General features: G+C 26.6%; 21 protein-coding genes and 1 riboswitch. Of the genes, 19 read left to right on the forward strand and 2 right to left on the reverse strand.

The window, feature by feature from the left end; all coding sequences use genetic code 11:
* Positions 1 to 16: 16 nt before the first annotated feature.
* Positions 17 to 970 carry a calcium/sodium antiporter gene (locus QOZ84_RS07445; RefSeq protein ID WP_284132322.1) on the forward strand — a complete coding sequence of 318 codons (954 nt, stop codon included), beginning with the start codon at positions 17 to 19 and terminating at the stop codon, positions 968 to 970.
* Positions 971 to 1,035: 65 nt separating this feature from the next.
* On the opposite strand, the gene nhaC is transcribed toward QOZ84_RS07445, so the two are convergent.
* A complete protein-coding gene (nhaC, locus tag QOZ84_RS07450) occupies positions 1,036 to 2,466 on the reverse strand; it encodes a Na+/H+ antiporter NhaC (protein WP_284132323.1) in 1,431 nt (476 codons plus the stop codon).
* A 124-nt stretch (positions 2,467 to 2,590) separates the two neighbouring features.
* Positions 2,591 to 2,763: riboswitch (Lysine riboswitch) on the reverse strand.
* A gap of 197 nt (positions 2,764 to 2,960) precedes the next feature.
* Here nhaC and QOZ84_RS07455 point away from each other — a divergent pair.
* The gene (locus tag QOZ84_RS07455) at positions 2,961 to 3,560 is read left to right on the forward strand and encodes a ribonuclease H family protein (RefSeq protein WP_284132324.1); all 600 of its coding nucleotides are present in this window, start codon (positions 2,961 to 2,963) and stop codon (positions 3,558 to 3,560) included.
* Positions 3,561 to 3,595: 35 nt separating this feature from the next.
* On the opposite strand, the gene QOZ84_RS07460 is transcribed toward QOZ84_RS07455, so the two are convergent.
* On the reverse strand, positions 3,596 to 5,368 hold the full coding sequence (locus tag QOZ84_RS07460) for a peroxiredoxin (protein ID WP_284132325.1): 1,773 nt from the start codon (positions 5,366 to 5,368) through the stop codon (positions 3,596 to 3,598).
* 249 nt (positions 5,369 to 5,617) lie between these two features.
* On the opposite strand from QOZ84_RS07460, the gene QOZ84_RS07465 reads away from it, so the two are divergent.
* The 17 genes from QOZ84_RS07465 to QOZ84_RS07545 all read left to right on the forward strand — a co-directional run bounded on the left by QOZ84_RS07465 (position 5,618) and on the right by QOZ84_RS07545 (position 22,036).
* The gene (locus tag QOZ84_RS07465; protein WP_284132326.1) at positions 5,618 to 5,920 is read left to right on the forward strand and encodes a hypothetical protein; all 303 of its coding nucleotides are present in this window, start codon (positions 5,618 to 5,620) and stop codon (positions 5,918 to 5,920) included.
* Between the two features lie 118 nt (positions 5,921 to 6,038).
* On the forward strand, positions 6,039 to 6,797 hold the full coding sequence (locus tag QOZ84_RS07470) for a protein phosphatase 2C domain-containing protein (protein ID WP_284132327.1): 759 nt from the start codon (positions 6,039 to 6,041) through the stop codon (positions 6,795 to 6,797).
* Positions 6,798 to 6,936: 139 nt separating this feature from the next.
* Positions 6,937 to 8,328: a UbiD family decarboxylase gene (locus QOZ84_RS07475; RefSeq protein ID WP_284132328.1), complete on the forward strand. Its 1,392-nt coding sequence runs from the start codon at positions 6,937 to 6,939 to the stop codon at positions 8,326 to 8,328.
* 138 nt (positions 8,329 to 8,466) lie between these two features.
* Positions 8,467 to 9,993, forward strand: coding sequence for a VanW family protein (locus QOZ84_RS07480; RefSeq protein WP_284132329.1), 1,527 nt, complete (start codon positions 8,467 to 8,469; stop codon positions 9,991 to 9,993).
* 48 nt (positions 9,994 to 10,041) lie between these two features.
* Positions 10,042 to 10,635: a helix-turn-helix domain-containing protein gene (locus QOZ84_RS07485; RefSeq protein ID WP_284132330.1), complete on the forward strand. Its 594-nt coding sequence runs from the start codon at positions 10,042 to 10,044 to the stop codon at positions 10,633 to 10,635.
* A 134-nt stretch (positions 10,636 to 10,769) separates the two neighbouring features.
* Complete coding sequence (locus QOZ84_RS07490) at positions 10,770 to 12,125, forward strand: tetratricopeptide repeat protein (protein WP_284132331.1); 1,356 nt, start codon at positions 10,770 to 10,772, stop codon at positions 12,123 to 12,125.
* A gap of 204 nt (positions 12,126 to 12,329) precedes the next feature.
* On the forward strand, positions 12,330 to 13,295 hold the full coding sequence (locus QOZ84_RS07495) for a WG repeat-containing protein (protein WP_284132332.1): 966 nt from the start codon (positions 12,330 to 12,332) through the stop codon (positions 13,293 to 13,295).
* A gap of 119 nt (positions 13,296 to 13,414) precedes the next feature.
* The gene (locus QOZ84_RS07500; RefSeq protein ID WP_284132333.1) at positions 13,415 to 13,777 is read left to right on the forward strand and encodes a CidA/LrgA family protein; all 363 of its coding nucleotides are present in this window, start codon (positions 13,415 to 13,417) and stop codon (positions 13,775 to 13,777) included.
* A 2-nt stretch (positions 13,778 to 13,779) separates the two neighbouring features.
* Positions 13,780 to 14,469 (forward strand): LrgB family protein, encoded by a 690-nt coding sequence (locus QOZ84_RS07505; RefSeq protein ID WP_284132334.1) that lies wholly within the window; start codon positions 13,780 to 13,782, stop codon positions 14,467 to 14,469.
* Positions 14,470 to 14,906: 437 nt separating this feature from the next.
* Positions 14,907 to 15,773, forward strand: a complete 867-nt coding sequence (locus QOZ84_RS07510; RefSeq protein ID WP_284132335.1) for a YitT family protein — start codon at positions 14,907 to 14,909, stop codon at positions 15,771 to 15,773.
* Between the two features lie 248 nt (positions 15,774 to 16,021).
* Positions 16,022 to 16,819, forward strand: coding sequence for an MORN repeat-containing protein (locus QOZ84_RS07515; protein ID WP_284132336.1), 798 nt, complete (start codon positions 16,022 to 16,024; stop codon positions 16,817 to 16,819).
* Positions 16,820 to 16,977: 158 nt separating this feature from the next.
* A complete protein-coding gene (locus QOZ84_RS07520) occupies positions 16,978 to 17,964 on the forward strand; it encodes a CAP domain-containing protein (RefSeq protein WP_284132337.1) in 987 nt (328 codons plus the stop codon).
* Between the two features lie 26 nt (positions 17,965 to 17,990).
* Complete coding sequence (locus tag QOZ84_RS07525; protein ID WP_284132338.1) at positions 17,991 to 18,689, forward strand: polysaccharide deacetylase family protein; 699 nt, start codon at positions 17,991 to 17,993, stop codon at positions 18,687 to 18,689.
* A 177-nt stretch (positions 18,690 to 18,866) separates the two neighbouring features.
* A complete protein-coding gene (locus QOZ84_RS07530) occupies positions 18,867 to 19,190 on the forward strand; it encodes a hypothetical protein (protein WP_284132339.1) in 324 nt (107 codons plus the stop codon).
* Positions 19,191 to 19,369: 179 nt separating this feature from the next.
* Positions 19,370 to 19,954, forward strand: a complete 585-nt coding sequence (locus QOZ84_RS07535; protein ID WP_284132340.1) for an anthranilate synthase component II — start codon at positions 19,370 to 19,372, stop codon at positions 19,952 to 19,954.
* Entirely contained in the window at positions 19,954 to 21,303 is a 1,350-nt protein-coding gene (pabB, locus tag QOZ84_RS07540) for an aminodeoxychorismate synthase component I (protein WP_284132341.1), read from the forward strand. Before QOZ84_RS07535 ends, pabB begins: the two co-directional genes overlap by 1 nt.
* Positions 21,293 to 22,036, forward strand: coding sequence for an aminotransferase class IV (locus tag QOZ84_RS07545; RefSeq protein WP_284132342.1), 744 nt, complete (start codon positions 21,293 to 21,295; stop codon positions 22,034 to 22,036). Before pabB ends, QOZ84_RS07545 begins: the two co-directional genes overlap by 11 nt.
* Positions 22,037 to 22,041 lie beyond the last annotated feature (5 nt).

The raw sequence follows: 22,041 nt of genomic DNA on the forward strand, positions 1-22,041 counted from the left end.
AAGGAAGGCGGCTTATATGAATTATATATTATTAATAATAGGTTTTTTACTACTTATAAAAGGAGCAGATACATTTGTAGTAGGTTCTTCATCAATCGCTAAGATTTTTAAAGTTCCAACTTTGATAATAGGTTTAACTATAGTTGCATTTGGAACTAGTGCACCAGAAGCTGCAGTAAGTGTTACAGCTGCTTTAAAAGGAAGCAATGATATGGCAATAGCAAACGTAGTTGGATCTAATATATTCAATTTATTATGTGTAGTTGGTGTTGCAGCTATAATAAATCCTATTAAAGTACAAAAGAGTACTATAATAAAAGAGTTTCCGTTTGCAATATTAGCAGCAGTAGTTTTGATGATATTAGCACATGATGTAAAGTTTCAAGGCTATAGCGAAAACCTATTAACTAGAGCGGATGGATTAATGCTATTAGCGTTATTTGGAATATTTATGTATTATTTAATAGAGATGGCACTTACATCAAAAGAAGAAATGAATATAGACCAAGCTAAAGAAAACATATCTATTGGAAAAAGTATATTTATGAGTATATTAGGTATTATAGGAATACTTATAGGTGGTCAAATGGTAGTCAATTCTGCAAGTAGTATAGCTATAACCCTGGGAATGAGTGAAAACTTAGTAGGACTTACAATAGTTGCGATAGGTACATCTTTACCTGAATTTGTAACTAGTGTAATTGCTGCAAGAAAAGGAGACAGTGATATTGCAATAGGGAATGTAGTTGGATCAAATTTATTTAACATACTATTTGTTTTAGGTATATCTTCAACTATAAGTAATATACCAGTTCATCCTATTGTATTTATAGATATGCTTGTTATGATAGTTGTAACTGTATTAACTTGTATATTTGCAGCTACTAAAAAAAGTGTAAATAAGATAGAAGGAATCTTTCTTGTACTTATATATATCCTATATATGGTATTTGTAATAATAAGACAGTAAACATAAATACGTAAAAAAATAGCGTTGTTATTAATAACAACGCTATTTTTTATTAAGTTAATTTATTAAGCGACATTTTCAAGTCTTAATTTTTCTTCATCTGAAAGTTTTTCAATTGTTAATCCAGTTGCCCCAAAGAATAAAGAAATTAAAGGACAAAGTAAGTTGAAGAATGCATATGGTAAAAATGCAAATGAGCCAACTCCAAGTGTAGCAGACATATAAGCTCCACAAGTATTCCATGGAATAAGTGCTGAAGTTACTGTACCACTATCCTCTAAAGCACGAGATAAGTTTTTAGGAGATAAACCTTGCTTTATAAATGCATCTTTATACATACTTCCTGGTATAACTATAGCTAAATATTGATCAGCAACAGCTACGTTAGTTCCAATACATGTAAATATTGTAGCTGCTATTAGTCCAAAAGTTCCTTTAGCTACACTTAATATAGCTTTAGCTATTACCTCTAGCATTCCAGTTTTCTCTAATATGCCACCTACAGTTAAAGCACAAAGCATTAAAGAAACTGTTCCTAACATACTATCTAGACCACCACGAGTTAATAGTTGATCTACAAAGTCCATACCAGTAGATGAAACATATCCACCTTTAGCAGCTAAAAATACATCTGCCATAGATGAGCCTTGGAAAGCTACAGCAATTACACCACCAAGTAAAGCTCCACCTATAAGTGCAGGTATTGCTGGAACTTTAAAGATTACTAGTACTATAACAGCTACAGGTACTAAAAGTAATAATGGAGATAAAGTATGGTAGTTATTAAGTAAAGCAGTCTGTATTTGATTTATTTGAGTAGTATCTATTTGATTACCAGCATATTTCATACCAATTATTCCATATAAAACTAGAGATATCAATAAAGCTGGAACAGTTGTGTATAGCATATGTTTAATATGCTCAAATAAAGTTGTACCAGCCATAGCAGGAGCTAAATTTGTAGTATCTGATAGTGGCGACATTTTATCTCCAAAATAAGCACCAGATATTATTGCACCTGCAATTATATTAGTAGGGATACCAAGTGCATTACCTATACCAAGTAAAGCAATACCTATTGTGCCTGCAGTAGTCCAAGATGAACCAGTTGAAATAGATACGATTGCACATATAAGTGTTGTAGCAACTAAGAATATACCAGGTGATAAGATATTAAGCCCCCAATATATCATAGAGGGAACTACACCTCCAAGAATCCAAGTTCCAATTAGCATACCAACTATTAAAAGTATAAGAATTGCTTGCATCGTAGTATTTATTGTAGATAAAATTCCGTCTTCTAATTCTTTCCAAGTAAAACCTAATTTAAATACAGCTATAGATGCTGTAAAAACTGCACCAACTATAAGTGGTATATGAGCAGATATTTCATATTTTCTTAAAAATACTAAACATGTTACTAAAATTGTTACTAAAAACCCTACACATAATAGTGCGTCGAATAATGTTACTTGCTTTTTACTGTTAGTTGTCATAAAATCCTCCTATTAATTTGCATCGAATATAACAGTAAGGAGAAATTTGAGATTAAAAAAAGTCTAGGATAAGAAGTTATCCTAGACTTAAGTATCCAATGCAAACATTGAATTAAAAACTTAATCTAAAGATAGTACTCCACATGTTAATGTGACAGTGTCATATATATTTTATATGACCCCAACATATAAGCTTAAAGCATCACTTATATATTTCGGCACTGTTACCTTTTATTTTGCGTCTTCGTGCTTAACTCAACAAAATTACTTATTAACAATGCGACCTCTACCAATTAGTTATATTCGATATTTTATTTATTTAAGAATTATACCATGTATTAAAAAAATAATAAAGTATTAAATAATTACTAAAATGAAATAATAACATTTTATAATATAATGAAAATTTAAATAAATCTTTTAAATTCAATGGCTATAGGATAAAATATATATTATACTTAATACAAAAATAAATATAATAAGGAGGCGATTATTTGAGTAAAATAAAATTTTATGCTGTAAAAAAAGGAAAAAAAATAGGGATATATAATACTTGGAATGACTGCAAAGAACAAGTGAATGGTTTTTCAAGAGCTGAGTATAAAAGTTTTGAAACTTTAAACGAAGCAAAATGTTATATAGAAGATAAAAAAAATGAAGTTTTTCAAAATTCAGATAGTTGCTTAGAAGCATATGTAGATGGAAGTTATGAACATTGTATTAGAGCATATGGCTCAGGTGTAGTAATATTAAAGGATAATAAAGTAGAAAAAACATATAGTACAAAAGGCGAAAATGAATCACTTGTAAGTATGCGAAATGTAGCTGGAGAAATAGAAGCTGCTAAAATTGCAATGCAATATTGTATAAGCAATAAAGTTGAAAACTTAACTTTATATTTTGATTATGAAGGAATTGAAAAATGGTGTAATGGGGCGTGGAAAGCTAACAAAGAAGGAACTATTGATTATAAAAAATTCTATGATAGTATAAAAAATAAGCTAAATGTTAAATTTGTTAAAGTAAAGGCTCATAGTGGTAATAAATACAATGAAGAAGCTGATAGGCTAGCTAAAGCATCTATAGGAATATAAAAAGTCTTGCAAAAGAGCAAGACTTTTTATATTTTTTAAAATTCTCCATACATATCTTCTAATTTTTCCTTAAATAAAACAGGATCATTTATTCCGTCATACATAGCTTTTGCAAGTATATTTGCTTGATCATAAGTTGATGTCCAAGAGAATATTCCTCCTAAACAGTTTTTAAGTATATATTGTGATTTTAAATATATAGAAAGAGGATCATCATATGACATTGCAAAGTTACCGTCTTTTACAAGGTATGGGGCTTGGGCTTTTGCATCAAATTTATATTCATATCCGTTTTTATTTATATAATTTTTTCTAAGTTCATCGTAAGATCTAGTTATATTAGCTCCGAGTCTACCGTAAAAAGGAACGCCTAGTAATATTTTTGAAGAGGGCATTCCAGCAGCTTCTAAGTTTTTAATCCAAAGGTCAACGTTATACCCAGGCAAACTAAGATCAGAATCATAAAGATTAGCGTGATGTCTTTTACCTAGTTCTCCAGTTTCTCCAGCTGTAAAATCATAGCTCATAAGATTAAAATAATTTATAAGTGGAGCTATTTTATCTATTTCAACACTTCTATTTATATACCCTTTATCACCTGTGGCAGCGACACTTAACCATTTATCATCTCCTATAACATCTCTTATAGCAGTAAGAAGTAGTGTGAAGTTCTCTCTATCTACTGGTCTAGATTTAATACCCCCTGCACTAGTAGCAGGATACTCCCAATCTATGTCTACACCGTCTAATTTATATTGATTTATTAGTTTATTAACCTGTCTAGCAAAATTATATCTAGAAGTAGGTGTTAGTGCAGCATCAGAAAAACCATCTGCCCCCCAGCCACCTATAGCTGCTATTACTTTTAAATCTGGTTTTTGAGATCTTAAATTTAGCAACTGGTTTAAATACTTTGGAGTGGGAACTAATAACGTTCCATCAGTATTTATTTCAACAAATGCATAAATAACAGCATCTAAAAGTTTTTCATCTACATTTTTAGGATTACCAAAAACATATTCCATAACTATTGGAGTAACATTAGGACAGTATGAAATATCAATAGGTTGATTTTTTATATCTGTTATTTGAGGACGTGTAGATTTTTTACTTTTTTTAGATTGACAAGGAACGTAGTTTGTGGAGTTTTTATTATCCAAATCTTTATTTTTATCAGGAACAAAACAAAGATACCAATCTACGCATGTACAGTTTTTATCACAGTTTTTGATTCTACTTTTTAATTCTTTGTAAGTTTTAGGATATGGTAGTAGAACTGGCATTCCAGGGAACCAATTAGCTGGAGTTACCACATTATCTTTATCACTTGTTTGTAAAGCTTCTATTATTCTTAATATTTCAGGAATGTTTCTTCCTGTTGTTAAAGGATAATAAAGTATTGTTCTTAGTATTTGTTTATCATCTATTATAAAAACAGATCTAACAGTTGATGTGTTGCTCATTGTTTCTGAAATCATCCCATATAATTTAGCGATTTTCATATCTCTATCTTCAATTACTGGAAATGGTATTTCTACTCCTGTTAATGAAAATATATTATATATCCAAGCTAAATGTGAGCTATTGCTATCAATACTAAGACCTATTAGTTCAGTATTTCTTTTTTGAAACTCAGGATAGTATTTAGCAAAACATAAAAATTCTGTTGTACAAACTGGTGTAAAATCACCAGGATGAGAAAATAAAACAATCCATTTCCCATAATAGTCAGACAATTCAATAGGTCCAAATGTTGTGTTAGCCTTAAAATCAGGAGCTTTTGATCCTAAACTTGGCAGACTTGGCATATATATCACCCCTTAATTTAATAAAATATCACCTATTCTTATTGTATTAAATTGTATAGAGTAGTGTTACGCCTAAAAAATCAATATTTTAGTTGAAATTTTAACAAAAAACACTAATAATAATTGATATTTTTCTTGGTATTTGTTATAGTTAAGTATAAGATTAAATGTAAATATTTGTTATTGTATGGGGTGAGAATGTTGAAAAAAATCCTAAGAAAATTGAAAAATGTCTTAAGGGTATTGATTATGTCAAGTGTTGTATGTTTTTTACTGACATTTACACTAATTATAGTAAATGCTGTTATGGGAATATTTGTAGGGCTAGATTATTATTTAATGATCCTTGCTGTTTCAACTCTAGGTTTAACATTTGGGTTAGTATTATATAACTATAAAAAAATATTCTTTAGCAAAAAGAAGATAAGAAAGAACAAAACTTTGACATCAAATAAAGTAAAAAGAGATACAAGTAAGGTAAAGAGAGATACTACTAAAGTAAAAAGAGATAACCGTAGAGAAACTATTAATGCGAAAAGAAAAATTTCATAATAAATATAAGTTATATTTTAAATTAAAAGCACAGTTAATACTGTGTTTTTTTGTTATAATTTTTTAATACCTATAATAGAAAATAAATATAAGTAAATTATATAGGAGGAGATTATTTATGGATTATAATATATTTCAATGTAGCGTAGTGGGGTATAAGAATGTATTAAAAAACTCAAACTCTCAAGACTATTTAGATTATAAAATTTTAGAAAATGTAATAATTTGTGCAGTTGCAGATGGACATAGTGGGGAATTTTTTAAATATAGTGACGTTGGTTCTAAATTAGCATGCCAATGTGCAATAAATATACTTGAAGAATTAATTAATATGGATGAAGACAATATCTTAGAATTATTAGAAAAGGGAATAATACAAAAGCGTGTATTTGACCAATGGATGGATTTAGTAGAACAAGATTATAAAAAAAATAAGCCGATAGTTTATAAGCCTCAATATTTAAAATATTCAACAACATTAATTGCAACACTTATCACTGATAAATTTAGATTGTATTTAAAAATAGGAGATGGAGATATTGTAACTAAAAGTAACGATAGCTATAAAAAGGTTATAAACACAAAATATAAGAAAATTGTAGATTCTCTTGGAAGGTACGATTCATATAAAAATATTATATATTATATAGAAAAAAATAGTGAATCACAGGTAGATAGTATAATTTTATTTACAGATGGATATGAAAATAGTTTTGAAAATGATGAAAAATTGTATGAAAGTTTAGATACTACGATGAAAAAATATAATAAAAATATATTTTCAAAAGAATTATTAAAAATAGGATATAAAGATTATTTAAAAGATTTAAGTAAACATGGAAATTATGATGATATAAGTATTATATTTATTATATAATATGAAAAAATAGAAGGGTAAATTCAATTTACAACAATATGACTGTTAAGTGAAGATATGGTTAATAATGTATATATATGATATAATATAAAGAAGTTTATAGCGTTAATAAATCAGTAAATTTAGGAAGGGAAAGCTAATGAATTTAAAAGAATCCTTTAATAAAGGTGTAGATTTTATAGATAAACACAAAAAAACTATAATTGCAGCTTCATTATCAATATTAGGGTTAATAATCTTAATGGTTATATTTTTTATAAGTGGTGATGAGTTTAGTATAGAAAAAGAATCTAATACATTATTGAAAAATATAGAACAGCGTAAATATTCTATTGCTCTTGAAAATTATGATGATTATAAAGATAAATTCTCAGAAATTAAAATGAATAGATTTAACAAATCTATTTCCAAGAAAATAAACAAATTACTTCTTGAAAGTGGAGATAAATATATAAACAAAGAAATAACAAAAGAGCAATATATAGGGATTATAAATACCATAAATGCGTTAGGAACTATAGAAATAGATTTTAAACGAGTTGTAGAGCAGGGAAAAAGAGCGAGTGAGATGTATGAAAAAGAAAATATAGATTATGAAATTGCGATTTCTTATATGAACATAGCATCAACTCTAAATGGAATAGTATATGAATTAGATTTATATAAACAAAATATAGAAGAAATTAATGAATCAAGGAAATTATATCAAGAAGCTGATAAAAACAACAATAATCGTATGTATTATGAAGCTATAGTAGGATATAGTAAGGTATTAGAAAAAGATAAAAAATACTATGATTTAGCACAAGATAAAAAAAGTAAGTGTATAGAAGACATGTATGATTATTACATACAAAAAATTTATGAATCTGATGAAAATGGAAATTATGAAGAGGCACTTCAATATATAGAATATATTAAACACTATTATCCAAATGATGAAAATATATTATCTTTAGAAAAAGAATATAAAAAGAAACTATCTCTTTATACACTTTCATCTGAAGATATAATAAATTTAATATGTAAAAAAAGTGGTAAAAAGAAAGAAAATTTATCAATAAACTCATTTTATCAAATGATAGATGGTGAAAAATATTATTATGTAGAATTACTAGAACATGATATATTAACTGATGAAATTTTAATAAATGCTAAAACAAAAGAAATGTATTCTTATAAAGATACTGACAAAGATTATAAACAAGACTATATTGATGGTTATTTTAGACATATTGGTAACGGGAAAATGCAGTTTGCAATCACTCAAGAAAAAGCAAAATTTATATTGGGCAAAAAGCTTGATGAAAAAGGACATAAATATAAGGAAATATCACAGATAAGCCAAGATAAAGCTCAAAGACATGTAACAGATAAAGAAAATTTGAACAAGATATTAGGAAAAAATAAAGATTTGTATTATTATGAAATGGTGAATAGTGGTTTCTTCAAAGAGAAACAAGTTTATATTATAAATATGTATACTGAAAAAATATATATTATATCAAAAGATAAAATTAGTGAGTATTAAAGCGTGTATTTAACAAGCTTTAGTATTTTGATTTATAATGTTTTATATTTTCATAATTTTATATAGATATGTTTATTGTATCAGTAAAGCGTGAAAAAATAATATATAGAACTAATATAAAATTAAGGAGATACAAGAATGGGTAGTATGAAAAAAAAAATATATGTTGGTATAGGTATTTTATTATCACTTATAGTATTGTTTGTAGGATGGATTACTTTACAAATAAATGGAGATAAAGTATTAAAAAATACATATATTAATGAAGTGAATTTAGGTGGACTAAATAAAAAACAAGCAAAAGAAAAATTAGAAAAAAATTATAAACTAGAAAATATAGAAGTTAAATACTTAAATGAAAAGTGGAATATAGATAGTAAAGAAATTGATCTTTCTTACGATGTAGATAAAACTTTAGAACAAGCATACAATCAAAATAGAGAAACATCGTTTATAAATAATATGACCAAAACTATAAAAGCTAATTTTGGTAAAAAAAATAATATTAAAATAGATATAAATTATGATGATAAAAAATTAAAAAAAGTAATAGATAATATATCAAAAGAAATAAATGTAGAAGTAAAAGATGCCAAACTAAACGTAAATAGTTCATCTATAGATGTGGTTGAAGGTAATAGTGGATTAAGTGTAAATACACAAGAGAGTATAAAAAATATTATTAGAGAACTTCAAAAAGGCAATAAACAGGAAGAACTAGTTGTTACTAAAATAGAACCTAATATAAAAAAGGAGCAACTAGAAGAAGTTGATACTTTATTAGGAAGCTATTCTACAACATTTAATTCTTCGGTATCTGGTAGAAGTCGTAATATAAATATAGCTGCAAGCAAAACGAGTGATATTTTATTAATGCCAGATGAAGTGTTTTCTTATAACGATCATACAGGTATGAGAACCGTAGCTAATGGATATAAAAATGCACCAGTAATTGTACAAGGTGTTGTTCAAGAAGGTATAGGCGGAGGTGTTTGCCAGGTTTCATCTACATTATATAATTCAGTTTTATATGCAGGATTAGAAATAGTTAACTTAAAAAATCATTCGATACCATCTACTTATGTACCTAAGGGTAGAGATGCTACAGTAACAGATGGAGGAATAGATTTTGTATTTAAAAATAATTTAAAGTATCCTGTATATTTTAAAAATTATGTATCAGGTAATGTTGTAACGTGTGAGATATATGGGAGTTCAAAAGATAAGCAAAATATACAAATATCTACAAGTATAGATGGAGTATCTGTTGCACCTGTAAAAAAAGTAGATGATCCAACAATACCTAAAGGTGAAGAAAAAAACTTAGAGGCTAGCAGAAATGGATATACAGTATCTACGTATAGATTGTATGTAGATAATAATGGAAACGTTGCTAAAAAAGAAAAAGTAGCAACGTCATATTATCCAAAGAAACAAGGGGTGATTGCAGTTGGGACAATGGAACCAAAAAAAGAAGAACCTAAAAAGGATTCACAAGTACCTCCTATAGTGCCAGAGATACCTAATAAACCAGACGAACCTAATAAACCAGAGGAACCTAATAAGCTAGAAAAACCAGAAGTTGTACCTGACGTGCCACCAGAAAAACCTGAAACTTTACCAGAAAAACCTAATAAACCAGAGGAGACGGCACCTCAAGTATAAAAAATAAAAAATACTTTAAATTGTATTAATATATTAGGAGGTATTAATTTGAATTTAAATGAAATAACAAATTATATACAAGGTGTATGCGAGAACATATCTAGCATACTTGAGGTAGATGTTACTTTAGTAAGTAAAGACTTAGTTAGACTAGCTGGGACTGGAATATTTAAAGATAAAATAGGGGAAGTAATACCTGAAAAAACTATATATTATAATGTACTTAAAGATGGTAAATCCTATGTTATGAATAAAGAATTAGAAGAAAAATGTAGTCTATGCTGTAATAGATTTGATTGCAAGGAATTAGCTGACATATGCACACCTGTTAAATTTGAAAATAATATAGTTGGGATTTTAGGAATCGCAGCATTTGATGAAACTCAAAAAAATAAAATATTATCAAAAGATAAAGAATTAATAGATTTTATAAACAGTATGTCAGAATTAATATCATTTAAATTAAATGAATTATATGCACAACAAATAAAAACTATTGAACAATTAGAAAAAGAAGCTATCGAAAATGCTATAAAAAAATATGGTACTAACACAGAAGGTATGAAAAATGTAGCAGAAGCATTAAATATAGGCATAGCAACTTTATATCGAAAAATAAAAAAATTTGATATTAAATATTAAATTTACAAAAAAGAAAAATAGCGAAAAATGTATAGTTTTGACTTAAAATATTAAATGTGTTATCTTAGATATATATACATATATAGGAGGCGATTATTATTTTAGGTGAAAAAATTAAACAAGATATACAAAGGATGCCTAGAAAAATTCTAGATATAGCTTTAATAGAAGAGAATAAAAGTGATTTAACTTTTTTTAATATAGCTGAAGAAGAAACTAATGAAACATTAAAGGCACTGAAACAAAGTTATGTAACAAATAATTATAAGGAAGAGACAATCTTGAACTTACAAACTGCTCTAAATAATAGTTCAGATGATACGTCAAAAGAATTAAAAATAGAATCGTACAATAGATATAATAATGCTCTTGAATTAGCTGAGAAAAACTACATAACTAGTGCTTGCGAAACTATAGAAAAAGCATTAGAGATTAATCCTAAAGATGTTGATATTTTAAACTTAAAGGGTTTATTAACTTTATTAAAATGTGATTTTTCTAAGGCATTTGAAAGTTTTTATACTGCTATGTGCTATAGTAATGATGCATTATCTAGAGAATACGTTGATAAGCTTTCTTCAGATGAGTTTAATGTATTTTTAGGAAGATATAACCACTCTATAAGATTTATAAATGAAGAGTTAAATCATGAATCGATACATATATTAGATAATATGATACAAGAAGACCCTGAGTTAATTGAACCTTACGTAATATTATCATTGTTATATGATAAATTAGGAAATTCTAAAAAAAGTAAAATGTACCTAGATAGACTTAGAGAAATTGATAAAGATAATTCTTTATTTGAGTCAAAAGAAAAAAGTGAATTAGATAAAGAAGAAAATACAACAATAAAAACAAAGCAAAACAAAAACAATATAATACCATATATATTAATGGGTTGCTTAGTATTAGCTGCAGGGGCATATTTTGTTTATAATAAAAATAAAATAGAAGATTTAAGTTCTCAGCTAGTTAAAAAAGATCAAAAATTAGATGAAGCAGGAAATAAATTAACTGAAAAAGAAGAGAAATTAACTGAAAAAGAAGAAAAATTAGAAGCGAAAAAAGAAGAATTAGATAAAGCTAAAAAAGAAGAAATAATAGTTTCAGATGAAATAACTTTATATAATAAAGGACTAGAGTTAAAAAAAGAGAAAGATTATAAAGGCGCAATAGAAAGTTTTAAGTATGCGATATCAACGGGGAAAAGCAAACAATATATATCAGAGTCAATATATGAAGTGGCTTTAGCAAATGAAAAACTAGGTAATAAAGATGAAGCTATAAAATATTATAAAAAATATATAAATACATATACATCTAAGGACACATATTATGATGATGCGTTTTATCAATTAGGAATGCTATATTATAATAATGGTCAATTAGAAAACGCTCAAAATACATTCTATGGCTTGAGAAGTGAGGTTCCAAATAGTATGTATAATAACTCAAAAGTAAATGAAATTTTAAAAGAAAAATAAATATTTAATTTAAAAAATAGCTATCTTTATGTATGTAAACTTCATACATAAAGATAGCTATTTTTATGATGTTAATTGATTTTATGACAGGTGTTGTAGGAAAGTAAAAATAACACTATTAAAATAATAAGCATAGTGTGTATTAGAGCATAATAAAATATAATAACAAGACTATACGTTTATTATTTAATAGGGGGGCTAAGTATGATAGAGAAAGACTTATTTCTTCCAATACTTAGGGATGGTAAGTATGGATTTATAGATAAAGATAAAAACCTTATAATAAAGCCAAGATTTAAATATGTATCAGAAAGATTTAGAGATGGATACTGCGTAGTTACTTACATAAAAAAAATAAGAAAGTCAATAAGGTGGGTTTTTGGATATATAGACAAAAATGGTAATACACAAATATTTCTTCATTTAGATAGTGCATCTGAGTTTAATGACGGTTTAGCTAGGATTAAAGTAAATGATAGATACGGATATATAGATACTTCTTTAAAGGAGGTTATAAGTTCTAAATTTGATTCGGCAGCTAATTTTAAAGAAGGCTTAGCTGGTGTTAAAATTGATAAAAAATGGGGGTTTATAAATAAAGAAGGGGAAATAGCTATACCACCTATATATACATATGTTAATCAATTTTTTGAAGAACGAGCATTAGTTGAAATAAAAAATAAATATGGATATATAAATAAAAGCGGAGAACTTATAGTAGTGCCTGAGTATGATATAGCTACAGATTTTTCTGAAGGTTTTGCGGCGGTAAGAGTAGATGATAAGTGGGGATATATAGATAGAAATGGGGAAATGAAAATAAAATTACTATTTGATAGAGCCAAGCCATTTTACGAAGGTTTGGCTGCGATATGCATAGATAATAAGTGGGGATATATAGATAAGCAAGGTAATATTGTAATAGATCCTATATTTGATTATGCATGCAATTTCAAAGATGGATTAGCAAGGTTTAATATAGGTTCTAGTTCTTTAACAAGAGGAATAAGCACTCCAAAAGGAGGGATGTGGGGATTTTTAAATAAGTCCGGGCATATAGAAATAGTTCCTGTATTTGATTCAATATCAGATTTTGAAGATGGTTACGCGCAAGTGATACAAGGAAATAATAACAATTATATAGATAAATGTGGAAAATTAATATTATAAATTTAAATTTGAAAAAAAAGTGTTTAAGTAGTAATATATAAGATAAAAGGGAGGATACCCTCCCTTTAAATTTTTGACAGAGGAAGGTTTTTTAATAAGGTGACCTTCAAGGAGGCAAAATGAATAAGCTTAATCAACTAGCTGTAATACTTGGAATTTGGGCTGCGGGAGAGTATATAAGTTCATTTATACAAAGTGTAGTCATAATACCAGGAGGCATAATCGGTATGATATTATTATTTTTACTTTTACAATTTAAAGCAATAAAAATAGATAGTATAAAAGAGATAAGTGATTTGTTCCTGGATAATATGGCTATGTTTTTTATACCAGCAGGTGTATCATTAATAAACTCATTAGATCTTATAGCAGATAATATATTTGTTATTTTAATAAGCATAATCTTGAGTACAGCTATAGTTATGTATATAACTGGCATTATAGTTGAAAAAATGATACAAAAAAAATCTAAGGAGAACTAATCATGTACAATATTTTAGAAACACCACTATTTGGACTAGTAGTAACAATTGTATTTTTTAATTTAGGTGTATATTTGCAAAAGAAAACAAAACATCCAATAATGAATCCGTTATTAATTGCAATTGTTGGAATACTATTATTTTTAAATTTAACTAAAATACCATATGAAAGTTATAAAAAAGGAGCAGAAAGTGTAAACTTTTTTTTAGGACCTGTAACCATAATATTGGCAGTTCCATTGTACAAACAATTTAATTTATTTAAAAAATATATATTAGAAATATTTATAGGCATAGGATGCGGAGTAGTTATATCATTTATGTCTGTAAAAATAATTGGAAGTCTAAGTAGTGCTAATATCAATATAATAAACTCTCTAATACCAAAATCAATAACTACACCTATGGGCCTTTCTCTTACTAATACTATAAATGGTATAGAAGCGATAACAGTAGTGGCTATAATTTTAACAGGTATAGTAGGTGCTATAATTGCACCCATGGTATTTAAGATAGGTAAGATAACCCACCCTGTAGCTAAAGGAATTGCATTGGGTACATCAGCTCATGCAGTAGGAACTTCTAAAGCATTAGAGATGGGAGAAATAGAAGGTGCTATGAGTGGACTTTCTATAGGAATATCGGGAATAATAACTGTTATATTGATACCTATTATAATAAATATTATATAATAAAAAATAAAATTTTAAAAAATAATTGCAATTTAAAATTCAAATAATGAAATGATTGCAATTTAAAATTCACGTTATGAAATAAAAAAAATATTGATTGCATAATTAAATTAAATAAAAATAAAACAAGTGTAAAAAAATATATATAAATAGCATTATTCAATAATAATATATATAAATTGAATAATTTACAAATTTTATTAATTGCAAGATAAACAAAGTGATTTTCTTTTACTGATAGAAAAATATCTATCATATCAAAAACTATTAAAATTATACACGATTATTAAAAATTATAACAAAAATGCACTGGACATATATAAAAAAGATAATATAATATATGATGTATTAAAAATATATCAAAAACTATTGATATATTTGATATAAAAATAAGTGCACAAAACAATATGTGTAAAAAAAGCTTGAAGGAGAATAAGATGAGCAAAGTTAACACCGCCCTAAACGATAATATTTTATTAAGGTATTCTGTTATAGTCATAGGTATGATAATAGCATGTATAGGAATAAATGGTTTTTTAAGACCAGCACATTTGCTAGCTGGAGGCGTTACAGGTGCATCATCAGCTATAAACTACTTAACGGATGTAAATATAGGACTTTTAACATTTTTAATAAACATACCGATATTTATTTTAGGATTTATATATCTTGAAAATGAATTTTGTATTTATAGTTTGGCAAATATGATGATATTTTCTCTATTACTTGGATTGACTCAAGATATAGGACATTTTATACCGATAAAAGATATATTACTTCAAAGTGTATATGGAGGAATACTATCAGGAATAGGAACTGGGCTTGTATTTAGAACTAAGTCATCACAAGGTGGAACTGATATACTAGCAGCAATATTAAAATTTAAAAAGAATATACCCATGAAAGATACAACTCTTTCTATAAATATTCTTATAGTTTCAATAGGTGGAGTGTTATTTGGAATGGATTTAGCATTGTATACACTTATAGGAATGTTTTTAAATGCGTATTCAATGAATTTTGTAAAAGACGCTATGAATTATCAAAAATCTGTAATGGTTATATCACGAGAAAGTGATTGTATTGCTAAAGATATTATGAGTTCACTTCATAGAGGAGTTACATTTTTGGATGCTGAAGGAGCCTATACTCATGAAAAAAAGAAAATTATATATTGTATAGTTTCATCAAATGAAATACCAAAAATAAAAGAAATATCATTAAAATATGATAAAAAATCATTTATATCAGTTAATGATGTAACTGAGGTAAAAGGAAGAGGATTTAAGGAAAAATATTTATAGAAAAATTTTAAAAAATAATAAACTGATCGGATAGATAAAATAATTTATATTAAATCGGATAATATATTGTTTGAAAAAGGGATATTTCATAGATATGAAATATCCCTTTTTTAAATAAATTATATAATTTATAAAATATATAACTATAATATATATAAAAAAATATTTATATATGGAAAAATATATTCGAATTAAGATATAATAAGTTTAGGATAAAAGTTGACAAAAATTGATAGGAGAAATACAATATGAATTTATCTAGAGAATATATTAATATATATAATCAATATTTAAAATCTATAAATGATACAAAAAAAGAAATTAAGACCATTAAAGTTATACAAAAAATTACGATTAAAAGAAAAGAGAAAGCAACAGAAGAAGAAATTTTAGCTCTAGAAAAAGAAAATATCAACATAGAAGAATTGCCTAATTCTAAAAAGGCTTCTAATAAAATATATAATTTTTCAAATGGAGATGTATATATAGGTAAGATAATTGATGGAAAAATGAATGGAAAAGGTATATATACATTTATAGAAGGAATAGAATACATAGGCGAATTTAAAGATGATATGAAAGATGGTAATGGTATGATTACATTTAATAACGGAAATACCTATACAGGTGCTTTTAAATGCGACAAAATGAATGGTATAGGTCAGATGATTTATAATGGTGGAAATGAATATATAGGTAATTGGGAAAATAGCAAACGAAATGGAATGGGTATATACAAGTGGAATGATGAGTGTATATATGTAGGAGAATTTAAAAATAATAAAATGGATGGAAATGGATCGTGTTATGATTCAACTGGTAGATTGATATATAAGGGCGATTGGAAAAATAATTTAGCTCATGGTCAAGGTACATATATATGGGAAGAAGGAAAGAGATATGAAGGTGAATTTGTACATGGTAAGAGACATGGACAAGGGACTTTTTACTTAGACAACGAGTTAGTTTATGAAGGAACATGGAAATTTGATAAACCTTCAATATTCAATAGAACTTTAGATGAAATATTTTCATTTATAATATAAAAAACCTTATTTAAATAAAGAATAAGGTTTTTTATATTATAAATATATAAGTTTAAACATATATTATAAATACATATTTTATAAATATATAATATTAGCATGAAGAGCTTATACAATTAAAACTATGTCAAATAGCAAATTTATTGGAGTGTGGTAAATTGAAAAAGATAGTATTTATAAGCATTATTTTAATAAGTATATTATTTAATTTTTCTTTTTTAAAAGGAGGTATCTCTAAATATGAAATTTCAACTCAAAATAAAACGGCTAATAAAAAAGCAGAAAAAGATGAGAATATAGATGCAAATGTAGAAAAATTTGAGACTATAAAAATAGGGGATACTAAGGAATTTGTATTATCTATAATAGGAGAACCAAACAGAATAGATGATAGTGAATATGACTTTAAGTGGTATGTATACAATCAACATAAAGAAAAATTTGTTATGGTTGGTATAGAAAATGATACTGTAGTTGGGCTTTACAGTAATTATATAAATTCATGTGAAATAGATAAAGTATGTATAAATGATACTAACCAAAATGTAATAAATAATTATGATATATTAAAATACAAGAAAAAAGGAAATACTAGATATATAATAAATTCAAAAAATCAATATGATATCGTAAAAAAAGATAATAAATATATAACTTTTTTTTATGATATTTATGAATCTAACAGAGTGTGTTCGTATCAAATAATAAGTAATGATGCAGAGTTGAGTTTAAGATCAATGTATTCAAAACCTAGCGAAAATCTAAAAAAAAGTTTTGAATTACAAGTAATAGATCTTACAAATAGCGTAAGGTATCAAAAAAAATTGAATGGTTTAGGGTATAGTGAAAAAGCAACTGTAAGTTCAAGAAAACATAGCGAAAATATGATGGAAAATAATTATTTTGATCATACTGACAAAGAAAATAAAAGTCCATTTGATAGAATGAAAAAAGAAGGTATTGATTATGTTAGTGCGGGTGAAAACATAGCAGCTGGTCAGACTAGTGCAATATATGCACATGAAGCCTGGATGAATTCTAAAGGTCATAGAAATAATATTTTGGGGGAGTATAATAATATAGGAGTTGGAGTTTGCTTTGGAGGAGATTATAGTATATATTATACTCAAAATTTCTATAAATAGTAAAATTTTGAAAGGACGTCATAAATATGAGACATAATAAAAAATTAGCATTTATTGTAATAAGCTTAATTACAATTACAATTTTAAATGTAAATGTATTTGCATATAGTAGCGAAGAAGAAGTATTTGTGAAAAATGGACCAACAGACAAAAAAATAATAGCATTAACATTTGATGATGGGCCACATCCTAAAGAAACAAACGAAGTTTTAGATGTATTAAAAAAATATGATATAAAAGGAACATTTTTTATAGCGGGAAAACATGCTAATTGGTATTCAAAACCTTTAATTAGGGCAAGTAAGGAAGGCCATGAAATAGGAAATCATACTTTTAATCATCCTGATATAAGTAATTTAAGCAAAGCAGAGTTAGAAGACGAAATAAAAAAATGTGAAGACATACTTGTGAAATTGACAGGAAAAAAACCGACTTTATTTAGACCTCCATATGGTAGCTATAAAAAAGAGTCATTAGAAGCTATTGCTAAAAAATATCACTACAAAATAGTATTATGGACTACAGTAGATGCACGAGATTGGCAAAATCCTGGAGCAAATAAAATTTCAGATACAATAATAAATAATGCTAAAAATGGAGATATAATTTTATTACATGATTATGCAACAGACAATACAGTAGAGGCTCTTGATATTCTTATCCCTAAGATGATAGAAAAGGGATATAAGTTTGTAACTGTTTCACAGCTAATAAATAATAAATAAAAAATTCGATTTTTATTAACCTAAAAATAGAATAAATATGATATTAATTGAATTTATTCACAACATAGCAATAATATGCTTAGAAAATATATTGTAAAAATAAAAAAATATAAAACATTTTTGAATTAGATTAATATATATATAGTAAGACTATCTTGAGAAGGATTGATTTAATATATGTATAATAAAATCTATGAAAGAAAAGAGTTTATAATATTTCAAGTGAAGGAAGGCTTTATTGTTTACAACACTAAAAAAGAATTTGAAGGCGGACATACCCATTTAAAACATTTTGAAGCTGCGAAGACTGCAATAGATTTAGTGATAAATAAAAAAATTCCTAAAAGCACAGATGGATACTATTTAGCTAGCCTTATAAGGCTTTCTGACGATGATAACTATATAAACAAAATCAACAATCTGATAGAATCAAGAGAGCAAAAAGGAAAAAAAGATAAGTACTATAATGCAGGTTATAAAATAGCAAAAAGGAGCGGATAACGCTCCTTTTTTTTAGTTAAATTTAATAATTAAAGTATACTTGAAAAGGACTGTATTGACATAGATTTCTATAAAAATATATAATTATTAATATACATATATAAAATACTAAAATTCGATTGATTTGTAGTATTAAATACAGTCATAGAATATAGAATTTTAGTGGGGGGGAAATAGAAATGATTCTTATGATAGATAATTATGATTCATTTGTTTATAATTTAGTTCAATACATTGGAGAACTAGGTGAAGAGGTATTGATAAAAAGAAATGATGAAATTAGTTTAGAAGAAATAACAAAACTAAATCCAGAAATGATATTTTTATCGCCAGGACCATGTTCACCAAAAGAAGCAGGGATTTGTATAGAAATAGTAAATGAATTTAAAGGTAAGAAGCCAATATTTGGTATATGTTTAGGTCATCAAACTATAGGGCATGTATTTGGAGGTAAAGTTTTAAAAGCGAATCAACCAGTACACGGAAAGGTTCATAGTATAAAGCACATTAATGAAGGTGTATTTAAAGGTCTTAATAACCCTTTGAATGTAACAAGATATCATTCATTAGTAATAGATTTAGAAAGTTTACCAAAAGACTTAGAAGTAACAGCTATAACAAAAGAAAATGAAATAATGGGTATAAGACACAAAAAATACCTTATAGAAGGAGTTCAGTTCCATCCAGAAGCTATATTATCAGAGCAAGGACATGATATCCTTAAAAACTTTATAAAACAAGCTAGAGAAGGGGGACTAAAATAATGATAAGAGAAATAAATACTAAATTAGGTTCTTTTGAAATATTTACTATTTTTAAAGATGAGGAAAATAGTTTTATATTAGATAGTGCTATGGATCCTAAAAAATTAGGAAGATACTCTTTTATAAGTAGTAACCCTTTTAAAGTGATTAAATATAAAAACACTTTAAATAATCCACTAGATAATTTACAAGAAGAATTAAATAAATACAAAGTTGAAAATAATACATCACTTCCGTTTATAGGAGGAGCAGTTGGCTACCTGTCTTATGACTTAGGGAACTATACAGAAGACCTTCCTAGAAGCGCTGAGGACGATATAAATGTATATGACTTGTACTTTGGATTATATAATTGGGTAGTAGTAATAGATCATTTAAATCAAAAAACATACATAGCTACTCCTGATATAAATGTTGAAGCAGAAAAAACTATAATTTGTGAAATTGAAGATAGAATAATAAAAGCAGAGAAAAAAGGAATAGATAATATTTGTTATGAAGAAAAAGAAGTTGAGCCTATAAAGCTAAAATCAAACTTTACTAAAATACAATTTGAAGATTCGGTTAGAAAAGTTCAAAATTACATAAGACAAGGTGATATATATCAAGCTAATTTAACTCAAAGATTTAGTGGACAAACTAATATGTCAAGTTATGAACTTTATAGAGATTTAAGAAGATTTAGTCCAGCGCCATTTGGAGCATTTTTAAATTTTGAACATACCAACATATTATCAAATTCTCCAGAGCGATTCATAAAATGTAAAGACCGAAAAGTTGAAACTAGACCGATAAAGGGAACTAGACCAAGAGGAAAAACTGTACAAGAGGATTTAAAGCTTCAAGAAGAATTAAGAAATAGTGAAAAAGATAGAGCAGAATTACTTATGATAGTAGACTTAGAAAGAAATGACATTGGAAGAATATCAAAAATAGGAAGTGTAAAGGTTCCTGAATTATTTGTAATAGAACCTTATGCAAATGTAAATCATTTAGTAGCAACTGTAGTTGGCGAATTAAATGATGAAAATGATTGTATAGATGCAATAAAAGCTACATTCCCGGGAGGATCTATTACAGGTGCTCCAAAAATTAGAGCTATGGAAATAATAGATGAGTTAGAGCCAACTCAAAGAAACGTATATACAGGTTCTATTGGTTATATAGGATTTGATGGAGATATGGATTTAAATATTGCAATAAGAACTGTTGTAAAGCAGGATAAGAATATATACTTCCAAGTTGGAGGAGGTATGACTTGGGATTCTAATCCAGAAGATGAGTACCAAGAAACATTAGACAAAGCTAAGTCTATAATGAAAGCGCTAAGAGGCTATTATGAAGAATAAAGTATCATTTGATAGCAATTTAAGTAAGTTTGGAATAGGATTATTTGAAACTATAAAGGTTGAAGAAGAACCTATAGAATTAAATTTACATATGGATAGGATGCTTAACTCTATAAAAGAATTAAATTTGAGTTTAAAATATGAAAAAGACTTTTTAATAAAAGAAGTATTAAAATATATAAAAGAAAATCAGATATCTAATAAAGCCCTTAGAATAACTGTGTATGATGAAGGCTACAATATTTCAACTAGAGATATAGTATATACTAAAAAAAAGTATGAAGATGGATTTAAATTAAACATATCTCCTATAAAAAGAGGCGATAGCTTAATAAATAGACATAAGACTACAAATTATTTTGAAAGTATTTATACTAAGAACTATGCTTTACAAAATGGTTATGATGATGGAATATTTATAAATATAGATAATGTAGTGTTAGAATGTTCTATGAGTAATATATTTTTTATAAAAAGTAATAAGATATTTACGCCAAATAGCAAATTATCTATATTAAATGGGATAACAAAAAGAAGGATTATGGATATTTGTGGCGAATTAAATATACAGTTGGAAGAATTAGAAATAAAATCAGATAAAATGAAGGAATTTGACTTTGCTTTTATCAGCAATAGTCTTATGGGAATAATGAAAATCAGTTCTATAGAAAACATAGAATATGATGGTTCCAATGAGATATTTGATAAAATTTCATATGCTTTCAATAAATAATGGAG

Source organism: Romboutsia sedimentorum (assembly GCF_030131845.1).
Lineage (GTDB): Bacteria > Bacillota > Clostridia > Peptostreptococcales > Peptostreptococcaceae > Romboutsia_D > Romboutsia_D sedimentorum.